Genomic DNA, 14,493 nt, shown 5'->3' with positions numbered 1-14,493 from the left:
GGCTACGACGGGACACAAGCGCATAATCACCGCTCGTGTGGCAGAACATCCGACGCTGGTTCGACCCCCGTGAACTGCGGGAGGTCGGACGTACCCCCGACTATCGCTTCTCCCTGGCCAACGAACGGACCTTCCTGGCCTGGCTCCGGACCGGGCTGGCCCTGATCGGCGGTGGGCTGGCCGTCGCGCAGTTCCTCCCCCCGCTGCCCCTGCGCCACCTGCGCGAGGTCATCGCCATCGTGCTCCTGCTGCTCGGCGGTGGGGTGGCGGTCCGGGCGGTGGACCACTGGGCCCGTACCGAGCGGGCCATCCGGCTGGACGAGGAGTTGCCCACCTCCCGCTTCCCCGCCGTCCTCGCCCTCATCGTCGGTGTCGGCGCCCTGCTGCTGGTGGTGGCGGTCCTCGCCGGGGCGGTCGGTCGGCGATGACGACGGCCGGAGGCGAACGGGACCCGGGACTGCAACCGGAACGGACCCGGCTGGCCTGGCGGCGGACCGCCCTGGCCACGACCCTGGTGGCGGTCCTGGCGATCCGGCTGGCGCTGGCCGGCGACGACGCCGCCGGGGCGGTGGTCGGACTGGTGGTGGTCGGGCTCTGGGCGGCGGCCGTCTCGATCTGCTGGCGACGGGGCACCGGCACCGGTCCGACAGCCACCGGCGGACCGGCGTTCACGCTGGCCGCCCTCGCCGCCGTGGGGCTCGCCCTGACGGGCGTGGTGCTCCTGCTACCCGAGCTGTGGTGACTTCCGGCGACAGTGCGTCATGATTGGGCCATGGTCCGGCTCTTCATCCTCCTCATCTTCGTCCAGGTCGTCTGCGCGGCCCTCGCGCTGATCAGCTGCCTGTCGGCGGAGAAGGGCAGCGTCCGGGCCATGCCCCGGGCCGTCTGGGTGACGGTCATCCTCCTCGTCCCGCTGATCGGTTGGCTCGCCTGGTTCTTCGCCGGACGGCCGCTGCCGCAGAGACGTCCCGGCGGTCCGGCGGCCCGGCCCGGGCGGGGTCCGGTCGCCCCCGACGACGACCCGGACTTCCTGCGCACCCTCGCCGAGCAGTCCCGCAAACAGGACAACGACCTCTTCCGCCGCTGGGAGGACGACCTGCGCGGCGCGGCCGAACCACCGGCGAAGCCGGACCCGGACACCGAAACGACAGGCAGGAACGACCCGCCCGGCGACGACGACCGGGGCCGGGAGGGTTCGCGCAGCCGCGACGGTGAGCCACCCCGGGGCGAGGACTCCCCCGAGCCCCGGTAGGCCGGTCGGCCTACCGGGACCCGACCGTCGCGGCGTCGTGGATCACCCTCGACGTCGCAGCGCCCGTACCGACAGCGGGGCGAAGATCGCGGCGAGGACGGCGGCCCAGATCAGGGACTGCACCACCGGGCCGGCGACCGGCCCGGCGACCAGCAGCCCACGCAGGGCGTCGGCGAGGACGGTGACCGGATTCACCTCCACCCACGCCTGCAACCAACCCGGCATCGTCTCGGTCGGCACGAACGCGTTGCTGGTGAAGGTCAGCGGGAAGATCACCATGAAGCCGAAGATCTGCACCTTGTCCGGCTCGCTCACCAGCACGCCGACCAGGACCGAGATCCAGGCCGCGGCCAGGGAGAAGGCCAGCAACAGGGCGAACGCCCCGAGGAGCCCGACGATCCCGTTGTCGCCCAACCGGAACCCCAGCACCATCCCGACCCCGAGCAGGAGCGTCACCGACCAGGCCTGCTTGACGGTGTCGGCGAGGATCCGACCGGCCAGCGGCGCCCACCGGGCGATCGGGAGCGACCGCAGCCTGTCGAAGACCCCCTTGGTCAGGTCGTGGTTGAGCCCGAAACCGGTGGTCATGGTGGCGAAGAAGGCGTTCTGCACGATGATGCCGGGCAGCGCGAACAGCAGGTAGTCCCCGGGTGAGCCGGCGATCGCCCCGCCGAAGACGAAGGTGAACAGCAGCACGAACATCACCGGCTGGATGCTCAGGTCGAGCAGCTCCATCGGGTTGTGCTTGATCTGGACCAGACTCCGCCAGGCCAGGGTCATCGTGTGTTGCAGCCCGGCGACGGTGCTCGGTCGACGCGACGGCGTCAACGGCGGGGAGGCGGCGGCGGTGGCGGTGGCGGTCATGCGGCGGTCTCCTCCGGAGCGGTGTCGGACAGGGTGTCCTGCTCGGCCCGCTGACCGGTCAGGGAGAGGAAGACCTCGTCGAGGCTGGAGCCGCGCAGGGACAGCTCGGCGACGGCCACCCCGGCCTCGTCCAGCCGACGCACCACGGCGGCGAGCACCCCCGGGTCGTTGACCGGGACCCGTACGGTCTGCTGGGTGACGTCCGGGGCGCTGCCGGCGGCCGCCCCCGCGACGGCCACGACGGTCGGCAGGTCGGCCGGGTCGACCGGCCGGACCGAGAGACTCTGCCCACCCGTCTTGGCCTTCAGCTCCTCCGGGGTGCCCTGGGCGATGACCCGGCCGTGGTCCACCACTGCGATCTCGCCGGCCAACTGGTCGGCCTCCTCCAGGTACTGGGTGGTGAGGAGGACGGTGACCCCGTCGGCGACGAGCGACCGGACGATGTCCCACAGCTCGTTGCGGCTGCGCGGGTCCAGCCCGGTGGTGGGCTCGTCGAGGAAGAGCACCTGCGGCCTGCCCACCAGACTGGCCGCCAGGTCGAGGCGGCGGCGCATCCCACCCGAGTACGTCTTGGCAGCCCGACCGGCGGCGTCGGTCAGGTGGAAGTCGGCGAGCAACTGCCGGGCCCGGTCACGCGCCTGCGCCCGACCCATGCCGAGCAGCCGACCGATCAACAGCAGGTTCTCACTGCCGGTCAGGGTCTCGTCGACCGAGGCGTACTGCCCGGTCAGGCCGATGAGCCCGCGCACCCGGTGGGCGTCGCGGCGTACGTCGAAGCCGGCCACCGTGGCGTGCCCCTCGTCGGCTTCGAGCAGGGTGGCGAGGACCCGGACCGAGGTGGTCTTGCCCGCACCGTTCGGGCCGAGCAGCCCGAAGACCGTGCCGGTCGGGACCAGCAGGTCGACACCGGCGAGGGCGGTCGTCGACCCGAACCGGCGCACCAACCCTTCTGCCCGAATTGCGTACTCCATCACGTCTCCCGTCGTCCGTTGACCGCCACACCCTGCCCTACCGGTGTGACAAGCCGCCGAGGCCCGGCTGACCCTACGGCGACGGGAGCCTACTTTCACCTGATAATCCCTGGTCAAGTCCCTGACGACGACCGCCGCCGCCCCACGACGGGGACGGCGGCGGACCGGGGGACGACGGGCGGGTCAGGCCAGGTTCGACGAGCGGGGGTACGCGTCGGCCGGGTCGGTCAGCACGTTCACCAGGTACGGCACTCCGGCGGCGAAGGCCCGCTCCAGCGCCGGCCCCAGGTCGGCGGCCTTGGCGACGGTCTCCCCGGCCCCGCCGAGCGCCTCGACCACCCTGTCGTAGCGCAGTTCGGGTTGCAGGTCGGCGGCGACGTCGTAGCCGTACATGGCCTGCATCGGGTGCTTCTCCAGGCCCCAGATGCCGTTGTTGCCCACCACGATCACCACGGGCAGCCGCTGCCGGACCAGCGACTCCACGTCCATCAGCGAGAAGCCCGCCGCGCCGTCACCCATCAGGACGCAGACCTGCCGGTCCGGGTGGCTCACCCGGGCACCCATCGCGTAGCCCATCCCGGTGCCCAGGCACCCGTACGGCCCGGGGTCGAGCCAGGTGCCGGGCTGCGCCGGTTCCAGGTACTTGCCCGCGTACGAGACGAAGTCCCCGCCGTCGCCGATGGTGATCGCGTCCGGGGCGAGGACCCGGCGCAGCTCGCCGTAGACCCGGGCGGGCCGGATCGGGTCGGTGTCGGCGGCCATCGCCTCGGCGTCGCGGGCCTTCGCCGCCTCCTCGGCGGTACGCAGCTGCGCGATCCAGTCGGCGTGGTCGACCCGATCGCCGGGGTGGTCGGCGAAGGCGGTCAGGACGAGCCGGAGGTCCCCGGCCGGGGCGGCGGCCGGCTGGACGTGCTGGGCGCGTTGGCCGGGTGAGTCGACGACGTGCACCACAGCGGCGTCGCCGAAGTCACCGAACCCGAGCCGGAAGTCCAGTGGGGTGCCGACCACCACCACCAGGTCCGCGCCGCCCAGGGCGGCCCGGCGGGCCTTGGCGAAGGCGAGCGGGTGCCCCGGGGGCAACGCCCCCCGGCCCATGCCGTTGGTGAAGACCGGCACCTGCAACGCCTCGGCGGCGGCGCGCAGCGCCTCCACCGCATCACCGGTCCAGACGTCGGACCCGGCCACGATGACCGGACGGTGCGCCCCGGCGATCAGCCCGGCAGCCCGGGCGACCTCGTCCGGGTCGGCCTCGACCGGGGCGACGGCGGCGGCGTCGGGGGCGTCGACGTCGGCCACCGAGAAGACGACCTCCAGGGGGAGGTCCAGGAAGACCGGCCCCCGGTGCGGGGTGAGGGCGGCGGTCACCGCGGCCCCGACCGCCCGGGGGATGTCGTCGGTGGCGAGCACCGTCTCGGCGTGCTTGGTCACCGGGGCGACCAGCGGTACGTGGTCGATCTCCTGGAGACTGCCGGAGCCCCAACGGAACGCCGGAGCCCGCCCGCCGAGCACCACCACCGGAGAGGCGTTGAAGTACGCGCTGGTCAGCCCACTGATCCCGTTGGTGACCCCGGGGCCGGCGGTGAGGACGGCCAGGCCGGGACGACGTTGCAGCTTGGCCACCGCCTCGGCGGCGAAGACGGCGGACTGCTCGTGCCGGACGTCGTAGATCGGGAAGCCGGTGGTGTGCGCGGCGTCGTAGAGCGGGAAGACGTGCCCACCGGAGAGGGTGAACATCTCACGGACGCCGTACGCCCGCAGCGCCGCGAGCGCCAGCTGACCACCGTGACCTTCGATCCGCTCCGCCATGTGCGCCCCTCCGATGTCGGCTCGACCGGACCACCACGTTACTGGCCGGTAGGCAGAATGTGAACCACCCTCGGCGGCCTCGGGGAACGCGTCCGGTCAGCGACCGGTGAAGTCGGGGCGGCGCTTCTCGACGAAGGCGGCCATCCCCTCCCGACGGTCGTCGGTGGCGAAGAGCCCCGCGAAGAGCTGGCTCTCCCAGGCCAGCCCGGAGGCCAGGTCCATCTCCAGTCCACCGTCGACGGCGAGCTTCGCCGCCCGCAGGGCCTGGGCCGGCCCGGTCAGGAACGGCGTGACCAGTTCGACGGCCGCCGCGTAGACCTCGGCGGACGGGACCACCCGGTCGACCAGGCCGATCCGCAGGGCCTCCTGCGCGTCCACCATCCGACCGGTCATGACCAGGTCCTTGGCGCGGGCCGGGCCGACCAACCGGGCCAGCCGTTGGGTGCCCCCTGCCCCCGGGATCACCCCCAGCTTGATCTCCGGCTGACCGAGCTTGGCGTCCTCGGCCACCACCCGCCAGTCGCAGGCCAGGGCCAGCTCACACCCGCCGCCGAGGGCGTACCCGGTGATCGCGGCGACCACCGGCTTGCCGATCCGGGCGAACGCACCGAGCGCCCCGGACAGCTCCGCCGCCCGCTCCGACATGTCCACGTAGGACATGTCGGCCATCTCCTTGATGTCGGCACCGGCGGCGAAGACCTTCTCCCCGCCGTACACGATGACCGCACGGACCTGCGGGTCGGCGGCGGCGGCCGTGGCCGCGGCGCGCAACTCCTCCTGGACCTGGGTGTTGAGGGCGTTCATCGGTGGCCGGTCCAACCGGATGGTGCCGATGCCGTCCCGGGTCTCCAACCGCACGAACTCGCTCACGCCGCCTCCACTTCCTCGTCGAAGTCGCGTGCCAACCATAAGGCTCCCGCCGCCGGTACAGATAGCCTGGTGGGAGCCCAGCCAGCGGAGCAGCCTCGATGACGATTCACTACGACGACCCGTCGGTGCAGGTGACTGCGACGACCATCTGGGTCGACGGGAACACCTATCAGTTGTCCGAAGTCGATGAAGTGTGGCACCGACAGGGCAGCCGGTCCTGGCGGGTCCTCGCCGGACGGGGCGCGCTCGGCGCGGCGTTGGCCGCCCCGATCGTCGCCGCGGTCCTCGGGGTGATCCTGGCGCTCTGGCTCGACGCGTCGGTGACCGTCACCGTCGCCATCGTCGGCGTCGCCACCCTGGCCGGGCTGGGTGTCGGCCCGCTCGCCGACACCCTCTTCGAGTACTTCGACAGGTCGTACGCCCGGGGCAGCCGACAGCGGGAGTTGTGGATCCGCTGGCGGGGTGCCCCGGTCCAGCTCCTGAGCACCGGCGACTCCCTCCGGTTCGGCCAGATCTACCGGGCCCTGCAACGCGCCATGGAGAACCTGCACTCCCAGCGACGCCGCTGACCGGTCGCCCGCTGGGCAGGGCCGAGGTGCGCGACATCGGGGCCGAGGTGTGCGATGTCGAGGCCGAGGTGTGCGGCCGATCCCCGACGGGACGGCCGGAGTCGGCCGGAGCGGTTAGACTTAGTGATGGCCCTCTATTACCGGGACGACACGGTGCAGGTGACATCCGAGTCGATCCGGTCGGGTGGTGTCACAGTCGCGATCGACGAGGTGACCTACGTCTGGCACGCGCGGGGCCGCAAGACCCTCGCCGTCCGGGGTCGGGTCATCGGCCGCAACGTTCTGGTGCTGCTGCTCTCCCTCCCCCCGCTGGTGGCCCTGGTCTGCGTGATCTCACTGCTCTGGTCGGCCCAGGACCGGGGGAACTGGACGACAGCGCTGATCGTGCTGGCCGCGATGGCCGTCGGGGCACTGGCCCTGACACCCTTCCTGGAGCTGCCGCTGAGCTGGCTCGACAGGTCGTACGAACGCGGCAACCAGGTGCACGAACTCTGGGTGCAGTACCGGGGGAAGGAGTTGATGCTGCTCCGCACCCCCGACGCGCTGCGGTTCGGGCAGATCTACCGGGCGGTGCAGCGCGCCAGCGAACAGCGGGGCGAGTTCGGATGACCTGGCGTCCCGACGCACACTTGGTCCCATGGTGATCCCCCTTCCCCGGCCGGCCGCGATGGTCGACCTCACCCGGTCCGCCCTCGATCAGGCGCTCGGCTCGGCCGCCTCACTCGCCGCCGTGCCCGCCCGCGCGTTCGCGGTGCTCGACAGCGTCGACACCCTGATCACCCGGATCAACGGGGTGGTCGACCGGATCGAGGAGACCCTCGACCGGACCGACCGGGTGGTGGCCGAGGCCGAGACGGCGGTCCGCGACGTGGCGGTGATCAGCGTCGCCGCCACCACGGCGATCGAGAACGCCACCGAGGTCGCCACCGCCGCCGCCCGGGTGGTCGCCGAGGCGCAGCGGGTCTCCACCACCGCCGCAGAAGTGGTCGCCGAGGCGCAGCGGGTCTCCACCACCGCCGCAGTGGTGGTGGAGAAGGCCGAGCAGGCCGCGTCCTCCGCCGCCGCGGTCGTCGCCGAGGCGGGGCAGGTGGCGGGCGGGGCGGCCGCTGTCGTCGCCCGGGCCGGAGCGGTGACCGACCAGGCGGCCGGCACGATCGCCGCCGCGCAGGGCGCGACGGTGACCGCCACCGAACTCCTCGACGCGTACGAACCGACACTGCGTCGGGGCGCTCCGATGGCGAACCGGTTCGTCGAGGAACTCAGCCAGGAGGAGGTCACCGCAGCGATCCGGCTCGTCGACGAGTTGCCCAAGCTCAAGGAGCACCTCACCGCCGACATCCTGCCCATCCTGGCCACCCTGGACCGGGTCGGCCCGGACGTGCACGACCTCCTCGACGTCACCCGCGACCTCAAGCTCGCGGTGGCCGGCATCCCCGGGCTGGGGATGTTCCGCCGACGCGGGGCACGCCTCGCCGACGAGCAGAGCTGACCGCCGGAGCCGGGGCGTCCGCGCCGAAGCAGGGCGGTACTCAGCCCCGGCCGGCCGCGCCGGAAGCAGCTGATACGCGGCCGGCCGGTGCCGGGTCGGTCAGGCGGGGACGTAACCCGGGCGGTGCAGTTCGTCGATCTCGACGACCTCCCGGCCGAGCGGCCAGAACGCGGCCGGGACCAGCTTGAAGTTCGCGATGCCGAACGGAATCCCGATGATGGTGAAGCAGAGGGTCACCCCGGCGATGATGTGGCTCAGCGCCAGCCACCAGCCGGCCAGCACCACCCAGAGCACGTTGCCCAGCCCCGAACCGACCCCGATGCCCGGCTTCGGCACCAGCGTCCGACCGAACGGCCAGAGCGAGTAGACAGCCAGCCGCAACGAGGCGACCCCGAAGGGAATCGTCACCACGAGCAGGAAACAGATCACGGCGGCGATGCCGTAACCCACCGCCAGCACCAGACCACCACCGAAGATCAACCAGAGTACGTTGAGCAGCAACCTCATGCACCCATGGTGCCTGGGCGACTCAACCGTCCGACCCGTACGGGCCTCGGCATCGACCGGGATGCCCGTGCGCCGGAAGACCGGCCCCTGCCCGTCGTACGACGGGCAGGGGCCTCCCGGCCGAAGCCGGAGCGCGGATCAGACGGCGCGGGCGGTCCACCTGTCGCCGCGCCGCTCCACGGTCAGCGGCAGGCCGAAGGTCTCCGACAGGTTGTCACCGGTCAGGGTCTGCTCCAGCAGTCCCTGGGCGACCACTCCCCCGTCGCGCAGCAGCAGGGCGTGGGTGAACCCGGGTGGGATCTCCTCCACGTGGTGGGTCACCAGGACCAGGGCCGGGGCGTCCGGGTCCTGGGCCAGCTCGGCCAGGCGGGCGACCAGGTCCTCGCGGCCCCCGAGGTCGAGACCGGCGGCCGGCTCGTCGAGCAGGAGCAGCTCCGGGTCGGTCATCAGCGCCCGGGCGATCTGCACCCGCTTGCGCTCCCCCTCGGAGAGGGTGCCGTAGGCCCGGTCGGCCAGCCCACTCACCCCGAACTGGTCCAGGAGTGCCCGGGCGCGCGACTCGTCGTACCTGTCGTAGTCCTCCCGCCACCGGCCCACCACCGACCACGCGGCGGTGACGACCACGTCGGCGACCCGCTCCTCGGCCGGGATCCGTTCGGCCAGCGCGGCCGTGGAGAGCCCGATCCGGGTACGCAGTTCGTTGACGTCGGTACGGCCGATCCGCTCACCGAGGACGTGCGCGGTCCCGGCGGTCGGATGCAGCTGCCCGGCGGCCAACTTCAGCAGGGTGGTCTTCCCGGCCCCGTTGGGTCCCAGGACCACCCACCGTTCGTCCAGCTCGACCCGCCAGTCCACGTCGTGCAACAGCGGGGAACCGGATCGGCGGACCCCGACGGTCTGGAGGCTGACCACCAGGTCGGCGTCCACGGACGACGATGCGGACGCGGCACCACCGGCGCCGGAGATCAGGTCAGTGTGCACCCGCCCATCCAATCACGCACCGCCGGGCTGCCCCCCAGGGGCGGTGGTTCGGCTCTAGGCTGAGGCGCCGTGTCGTTGGTCACCCCATCAGAAGGACGGTCCATGTCGTATCCGTGCGCCCCGTCGAGCCCCCGGCCCACCGGGTGAGCCCGGTCATCGAGATCGCCGGGCTGCGCAAGACGTTCCGGAGCCTGCGCCACGGCCCCCGGGTCGCCGTGGACGGCTTCGACCTGCACGTCGAGGCGGGTCAGGTGCACGGGTTCCTCGGCCCCAACGGTTCGGGGAAGACCACGACGCTACGGGCCCTGCTCGGGCTGGTCCGCGCGGACGCCGGTGAGATGACGGTGCTCGGCGTACGCAGTCCGCACCACCTGCCCAAGGTGACCGGGCGGTTGGGGGCGATCGTGGAGACCCCGCAGTTCTTCGGCAACTTCACCGGACACCGGACGCTACGGCTGCTGGCCGTCGCCGGTGGGGTCCCGGTCAGCCGGGTGGACCGGGTGCTGGATCTGGTGGGGCTGCGCGACCGTGGCCACGACCGGGTCCGGGGCTACTCGCTCGGGATGCGGCAACGCCTCGCGGTCGCCTCGGCGTTGCTGAAGGACCCGGAGCTGCTGATCCTGGACGAACCGGCGAACGGGCTGGACCCGGCGGGCATCCGGGAGATGCGCGACCTCACCCGGTCGCTGGCCGAGTCCGGGGTGACGGTGCTGTTGTCCAGCCACATCCTCGCCGAGGTCCAGCTCATCTGCGACCACGTCACGATCGTCTCGGCCGGGCGTCGGGTGGCGACCGGTCGGGTCGACGACGTCCTGGCCGGGTTCGACAGGCACGAGGTCCGGGTCGGGGTCGCCGAGCCCGCCGACGCCGCCGAGTTGCTGCGCGCCGCCGGGCTCCCGGTCCGGGAGGAGGACGACCACCTGGTGGTCGGCGGGACCGAGGACCCGGAACTCATCGCCCGGACCCTCGGCGAGCAGGGGGTGTGGGTGCGGGAGTTGACCCCGCTCCGTCCCGACCTGGAGAGCGCCTTCCTGGAACTGACAGGCACGTCCGCCACCCCGGCACTGCCCCGGCAGGTGGACGACGCCACGGCCCGCGACACCGTCATCGACCTCGGTGCGCCCGAGGCCGACACCGCAAGGATGGACACGTGAACCTCGTCCGGGCCGAGTTGGAACGGCTGGGTTCCCGCCGTTTCGTGCAGCTCATGCTGGTGTTGCTACTACTGGCCCTCGGGATCACCACGGCCACCACCCTCGCCGGTTCGCACCGGCCGTCGGTCACCGAGGTGCAGAACGCCCGGGCTGCGGCGGCCCAGGAGATCCGTGGGATGGAGCTGGAGTACGAGCGGTGCGTGGCGCAGCTGCAGGGGCAGCGGCCGGCCGACGACTTCGGCACCGACAAGTACCCCACGACCTGCTCGCCGTACGACCCCGGGCAGTTCGACAGGCTTCCGATCGCCACCGACTACCTCGACGGGGTCTTCGTCTTCGCCCACGAGGCCGAGCCCCTGCTCTACTTCCTCATCGCCTATCTGGTGCTCTTCGGGTTCCTGGTCGGGGCCTCGTTCATCGGGGCCGACCTCAACTCCGGTGGGGTGGTGAACCTCCTGCTGTGGCGGCCCCGCCGACTGACTGTCCTCGCCACCAAACTCGGTACGCTGCTCGGCGCGCTCCTGCTGCTGTCCGTCGTCGCCTCGGCGGTCTACCTCGGGGCGTTCTGGACGATCGGGCAGTTGGCCGGTCTGCCGGGCACCGTCGACGGGGAGTTCTGGCGGTCCCTGGGCCTCCTGTACGGCCGGGGTGTGGTGCTGGCCCTGATCGCCGGTGCGACCGGTTTCGCCCTCGCCACGCTGGGCCGACACACCTCCGCCGCCCTGGGCACCGTGGCGGCGTACGCGGTGGTGTGGGAGCTGGGTGCCCGGCTGGTGATGGAGATCGTCGGCGTCGAGCGGGTGGACCAGCTGATGCTCACCAGCCACGTCGGGGCGTGGCTCAACGGCCGGGTCGAGTTCTGGGACGGGGCGGACTGCGGTCCCCACGGCTGCGTCGGGTCGTACGAGATCACCTCGGGGCCGGCGCTGGTGGTGCTGCTCGGGGTCGCCGGGGTGCTCTGCGCCGCCGCCTTCGCCCTGTTCCGCCGCCGCGACCTGATCTGAGACCGACAGCCGCCGCGACCCGATCTGAGACCGACGGCTGCCGACCGGGCCGGGATGGGGTGGGGTGGTCAGCCGACGGTCGAGCCGAAGACCTCGTCGCGGACGGCGTCCAACGCGGTCCAGAGCGCCCCGTGCAGGATCGGCTCCTCCGCCAGCCCCGTCGTCACCACCCGGGGCTTGACCAGGGTGATCGCCGCCACCTCGTGCTGGACCCGGTCGGCCAGGGCCGTGCCACCGGCCTGCCCCACCTCACCGGCGAGCACCACCAGCGGCGGGTCGAGCACCACGCAGGTGCCGGCCACCCCGAGTGCGAGTCGACGGGCCAGTTCGTCGAGGAACGGCTCACCGGCGGTGCCGGCGGCGACCCCGGCGCGTACCGCCTCGGCGGCGGTGGGAGCGTCGAAACCGTGCTCGGCCGCCACCGCCCGTACCGCGTCGGCCGCCGCCAGCTGCTGGAACGCCGGCTTCGCGCGGCGGGAGACGTCCCGGGGGATCGGCACGCCGGGCACCGGCAGGTAGCCGATCTCCCCCGCCGCCCCGGTGCTGCCGTGGTGCAGCCGACCACCGAGCATGATCGCCAGTCCGACACCGGCCCCGACCCAGATCAGGGCGAAGTCAGACACCCCCCGCCCCGCCCCCGCCCGGGCCTCGGCGACGGCGGCGAGGTTGACGTCGTTGGCGAACACGACCGGGATCTGGAGATCCTCCCGGAGTGCGGCGAGCAGCCCCCGGTGCCATCTGGGGAGGTCGAACGCGAAGGTGATGTCCCCGGTACCCGGATCGACGAGGCCGGGCGTACCCAGCACCACCCGTCGTACGCTCGACAGCTCCGCGCCGGCGCTGCGGGCGGCCTGGACCACCGCGGTGTGCACCACGCCCACCGGGTCGTCGGTGTCGCCGGTGAACTGTTCCACCCGGCCGAGGACCGTCCCGGTGATGTCGGCGCAGGCGGCCACCACCCGGTCCGCGCCGACGTTCACCCCGACCACGTGTGCGCTGCCCGGACGGACCGCGTAGAGCTGCGCGTTCGGACCCCGCCCCCCGGCCCGCTCGCCGACCCGGGTCACCAGCCCCCGCTCCTCCAGCCGCTCCACCAGTTGGGAGGCGGTGACCTTGGACAGGCCGGTCAGCTCACCGAGCCGGGCCCGGGTGAGGGGACCCTGTTCGAGGAGCAGTTCCAGCGCCGCTCGGTCGTTGAGCGCCCGCAGCAGGCGGGGCGTGCCGGGTAGCCGGGTCGCACTCATGCCACGTCCTCTGGTCGTCGTGGAGTCGTACGCTCCTGCGGATGGGTGCCTTAGCGTAGCGGCCGAACCGGCGGGAAAGAGGCCGGGCGAGACGGTCCCGGGGCGGGCCGGCAGCACGACACGGCGGGTGGCAGGAGGCGGCGGGTGGGTTCGGATCCGGGACTGCGCCGGTTGGTGCTCGGCACGCTGTTGGCCGCCTACCGGGGGCCGCAGCCGCCGCCCTGGGCGGTCGACCTGGTCGCCGAGGGTCTGGCCGGACACACCCTGTTCGGTACGAACGTGCACACGCTGCCACAGGTGGCGGAGAGCACCGCCGCCCTGCGGGCCGCCCGCTCGGACGTCCTGGTGGCGATCGACGAGGAGGGTGGGGACGTCACCCGGTTGGCGCACGCCACCGGCAGTCCCTACCCCGGCAACGCCGCACTGGGGGTGGTCGACGACGTGGCGTCGACCCGGCTGGTGCACGAGTCGATCGGGGCGGAGCTGGCCCAGGTGGGGGTCACGGTGAACCTGGCCCCCACAGTCGACGTGAACACCGCCGACGACAACCCGGTGATCGGGGTCCGGTCCTTCGGGTCCGACCCCGCCCGGGTGGCCGCCCACGCCGCCGCCGCGGTGGCCGGACTGCAGGCCGCCGGGGTGTCCGCCTGCGCCAAGCACTTCCCCGGCCACGGCGCCACGGTCACCGACTCGCACCTGCAGCTGCCCACCGTCGACGTACCGGTGGAGGTGCTGCGGGAGCGCGACCTCCCGCCCTTCGCGGCGGCGGTCACCGCCGGGGCCAGGGCGGTGATGACCGCGCACATCCGGGTGCCGGCGCTCACCGGGGAGATGCCCGCGACGTTCAGCCGGGCCGTCCTGGTCGACCTGCTACGCGGTGAGTACGGCTTCACCGGGGCACTGGTCACCGACGCCCTGGAGATGAAGGGTGCGGCGGCGGTCGCCGGTGGGGTGGGACCGGCCGCCGTGCGGGCCCTCGCGGCGGGGGCGGACCTGCTCTGCCTCGGTGCCCGGGTGGACGCCGCCCTGGTCGAGGAGGTCGTCGCCGAGATCGTCGCCGGGCTCGGCGACGGCCGGCTGGACCGGACCCGGGTCGAGGAGGCGGCCGGTCGCGCCGCCGGGCTGGCCGCCGCCACCGCCGGGAGACCGCCCGCCGGGTCCACCCCCGACCACCACCTCGGGTACGCCGCCGCCCGCCGGGCGGTCCGGGTGGAGGGGCACCTCGACGGCCTGGACCGTCCCCTCGTGGTGCAGGTGCACGCGACGTCGACCCGAGCGGTGGGACGGGTCCCGTGGGGGCTCGGCCCGCACCTGACCGACGTCGAGCAGACCCGGGTGGTGGTCGCCGAGACCTCGGCGGAGGGTCTGCGTCAGCTCGCCGGGCAACGGCCGATCATCCTGGTGGGTCGCAACCTGCACCGGATCCCCGGCGCCTGCGACCTGGTCGGTTCCCTGGCCGCCGTCCATCCGGTGGTAGTGGTGGAGCTGGGCTGGCCGGGGCGGTGGCGGCCGACGGGGGCACGTGCCTTCGTCGCGACGTACGGCGCGAGTCACGCCAACTGTCGGGCGGCGGCCGAGGTGCTCGGGCTGACCCGCGGCGAATCGGTTTCTGCACGCTGCGTTACCTGACCGGTTCTCGCGGTGCCCCGAGAAGTCGCAGGTCAAGTCCGTTACTGGACAGATCGAAAGGAGGTTCGACCCCTTGCCCGCCCACGCTTCGATACGTAGCGTTACGGCTATCGGCTCCGCCATCCGCCGCCCACGGCAGGGCCGGGGAGGACA

General features: G+C 72.8%; 15 protein-coding genes and 1 pseudogene. 9 read left to right on the top strand and 7 right to left on the bottom strand.

Features of this window, described 5'->3' with window-relative positions; genetic code table 11:
- Positions 1-35: 35 nt before the first annotated feature.
- The 3 genes and pseudogenes from WHN02_RS10255 to WHN02_RS10245 all read left to right on the top strand — a co-directional run.
- The gene (locus WHN02_RS10255) at positions 36-428 is read left to right on the top strand and encodes a YidH family protein (protein WP_350895245.1); all 393 of its coding nucleotides are present in this window, start codon (positions 36-38) and stop codon (positions 426-428) included.
- Positions 425-742: a DUF202 domain-containing protein gene (locus tag WHN02_RS10250; protein ID WP_434743116.1), complete on the top strand. Its 318-nt coding sequence runs from the start codon at positions 425-427 to the stop codon at positions 740-742. Before WHN02_RS10255 ends, WHN02_RS10250 begins: the two co-directional genes overlap by 4 nt.
- 30 nt (positions 743-772) lie before the next feature.
- Positions 773-1,102: pseudogene (locus WHN02_RS10245) on the top strand (PLD nuclease N-terminal domain-containing protein); the annotation flags it as partial.
- 192 nt (positions 1,103-1,294) lie between these two features.
- Here the strand turns inward: WHN02_RS10245 and WHN02_RS10240 are convergent.
- The 4 genes from WHN02_RS10240 to WHN02_RS10225 form a co-directional block, all read right to left on the bottom strand.
- Positions 1,295-2,116: an ABC transporter permease gene (locus WHN02_RS10240; protein WP_434743115.1), complete on the bottom strand. Its 822-nt coding sequence runs from the start codon at positions 2,114-2,116 to the stop codon at positions 1,295-1,297.
- The gene (locus WHN02_RS10235; protein WP_434743114.1) at positions 2,113-3,087 is read right to left on the bottom strand and encodes an ATP-binding cassette domain-containing protein; all 975 of its coding nucleotides are present in this window, start codon (positions 3,085-3,087) and stop codon (positions 2,113-2,115) included. Before WHN02_RS10235 ends, WHN02_RS10240 begins: the two co-directional genes overlap by 4 nt.
- Positions 3,088-3,270: 183 nt before the next feature.
- On the bottom strand, positions 3,271-4,893 hold the full coding sequence (locus tag WHN02_RS10230) for an acetolactate synthase (protein ID WP_434743113.1): 1,623 nt from the start codon (positions 4,891-4,893) through the stop codon (positions 3,271-3,273).
- Positions 4,894-4,989: 96 nt separating this feature from the next.
- Positions 4,990-5,763 (bottom strand): enoyl-CoA hydratase-related protein, encoded by a 774-nt coding sequence (locus WHN02_RS10225; RefSeq protein WP_434743112.1) that lies wholly within the window; start codon positions 5,761-5,763, stop codon positions 4,990-4,992.
- A gap of 98 nt (positions 5,764-5,861) precedes the next feature.
- On the opposite strand from WHN02_RS10225, the gene WHN02_RS10220 reads away from it, so the two are divergent.
- The 3 genes from WHN02_RS10220 to WHN02_RS10210 all read left to right on the top strand — a co-directional run bounded on the left by WHN02_RS10220 (position 5,862) and on the right by WHN02_RS10210 (position 7,821).
- Positions 5,862-6,332, top strand: coding sequence for a DUF6232 family protein (locus WHN02_RS10220; RefSeq protein WP_434743111.1), 471 nt, complete (start codon positions 5,862-5,864; stop codon positions 6,330-6,332).
- Positions 6,333-6,458: 126 nt separating this feature from the next.
- Positions 6,459-6,941: a DUF6232 family protein gene (locus tag WHN02_RS10215; protein ID WP_434743110.1), complete on the top strand. Its 483-nt coding sequence runs from the start codon at positions 6,459-6,461 to the stop codon at positions 6,939-6,941.
- A 28-nt stretch (positions 6,942-6,969) separates the two neighbouring features.
- The gene (locus tag WHN02_RS10210; protein ID WP_434743109.1) at positions 6,970-7,821 is read left to right on the top strand and encodes a hypothetical protein; all 852 of its coding nucleotides are present in this window, start codon (positions 6,970-6,972) and stop codon (positions 7,819-7,821) included.
- 99 nt (positions 7,822-7,920) lie between these two features.
- On the opposite strand, the gene WHN02_RS10205 is transcribed toward WHN02_RS10210, so the two are convergent.
- Both WHN02_RS10205 and WHN02_RS10200 read right to left on the bottom strand, forming a co-directional pair.
- Entirely contained in the window at positions 7,921-8,328 is a 408-nt protein-coding gene (locus tag WHN02_RS10205) for a YccF domain-containing protein (protein WP_350895236.1), read from the bottom strand.
- Between the two features lie 138 nt (positions 8,329-8,466).
- Positions 8,467-9,309, bottom strand: coding sequence for an ABC transporter ATP-binding protein (locus tag WHN02_RS10200; RefSeq protein WP_434743108.1), 843 nt, complete (start codon positions 9,307-9,309; stop codon positions 8,467-8,469).
- 143 nt (positions 9,310-9,452) lie between these two features.
- On the opposite strand from WHN02_RS10200, the gene WHN02_RS10195 reads away from it, so the two are divergent.
- Positions 9,453-10,463, top strand: coding sequence for an ATP-binding cassette domain-containing protein (locus WHN02_RS10195; RefSeq protein WP_434743897.1), 1,011 nt, complete (start codon positions 9,453-9,455; stop codon positions 10,461-10,463).
- The gene (locus WHN02_RS10190) at positions 10,460-11,467 is read left to right on the top strand and encodes an ABC transporter permease subunit (RefSeq protein WP_434743107.1); all 1,008 of its coding nucleotides are present in this window, start codon (positions 10,460-10,462) and stop codon (positions 11,465-11,467) included. Before WHN02_RS10195 ends, WHN02_RS10190 begins: the two co-directional genes overlap by 4 nt.
- 68 nt (positions 11,468-11,535) lie before the next feature.
- On the opposite strand, the gene WHN02_RS10185 is transcribed toward WHN02_RS10190, so the two are convergent.
- The gene (locus WHN02_RS10185; RefSeq protein WP_434743106.1) at positions 11,536-12,711 is read right to left on the bottom strand and encodes an ROK family transcriptional regulator; all 1,176 of its coding nucleotides are present in this window, start codon (positions 12,709-12,711) and stop codon (positions 11,536-11,538) included.
- 144 nt (positions 12,712-12,855) lie between these two features.
- Here WHN02_RS10185 and WHN02_RS10180 point away from each other — a divergent pair, with 144 nt between their 5' ends.
- Positions 12,856-14,340, top strand: coding sequence for a glycoside hydrolase family 3 N-terminal domain-containing protein (locus WHN02_RS10180; RefSeq protein WP_434743105.1), 1,485 nt, complete (start codon positions 12,856-12,858; stop codon positions 14,338-14,340).
- Positions 14,341-14,493 lie beyond the last annotated feature (153 nt).

The organism is Micromonospora sp. SH-82 (assembly GCF_051132485.1).
Taxonomy (GTDB): domain Bacteria; phylum Actinomycetota; class Actinomycetes; order Mycobacteriales; family Micromonosporaceae; genus Micromonospora.
The sequence above is the reverse complement of the archived record's forward strand: the minus strand, read 5'-3'. Positions and strand labels throughout refer to the sequence as shown.

Excerpts from the sequence above, each read along its gene's own strand:
- WHN02_RS10210 (WP_434743109.1), top strand. The coding sequence starts at position 6,970 with ATGGTGATCCCCCTTCCCCGGCCGGCCGCGATGGTCGACCTCACCCGG.
- WHN02_RS10240 (WP_434743115.1), bottom strand. The coding sequence starts at position 2,116 with ATGACCGCCACCGCCACCGCCGCCGCCTCCCCGCCGTTGACGCCGTCG.
- WHN02_RS10205 (WP_350895236.1), bottom strand. The coding sequence starts at position 8,328 with ATGAGGTTGCTGCTCAACGTACTCTGGTTGATCTTCGGTGGTGGTCTG.
- WHN02_RS10250 (WP_434743116.1), top strand. The coding sequence starts at position 425 with ATGACGACGGCCGGAGGCGAACGGGACCCGGGACTGCAACCGGAACGG.
- WHN02_RS10235 (WP_434743114.1), bottom strand. The coding sequence starts at position 3,087 with ATGGAGTACGCAATTCGGGCAGAAGGGTTGGTGCGCCGGTTCGGGTCG.
- WHN02_RS10185 (WP_434743106.1), bottom strand. The coding sequence starts at position 12,711 with ATGAGTGCGACCCGGCTACCCGGCACGCCCCGCCTGCTGCGGGCGCTC.
- WHN02_RS10215 (WP_434743110.1), top strand. The coding sequence starts at position 6,459 with ATGGCCCTCTATTACCGGGACGACACGGTGCAGGTGACATCCGAGTCG.
- WHN02_RS10230 (WP_434743113.1), bottom strand. The coding sequence starts at position 4,893 with ATGGCGGAGCGGATCGAAGGTCACGGTGGTCAGCTGGCGCTCGCGGCG.
- WHN02_RS10220 (WP_434743111.1), top strand. The coding sequence starts at position 5,862 with ATGACGATTCACTACGACGACCCGTCGGTGCAGGTGACTGCGACGACC.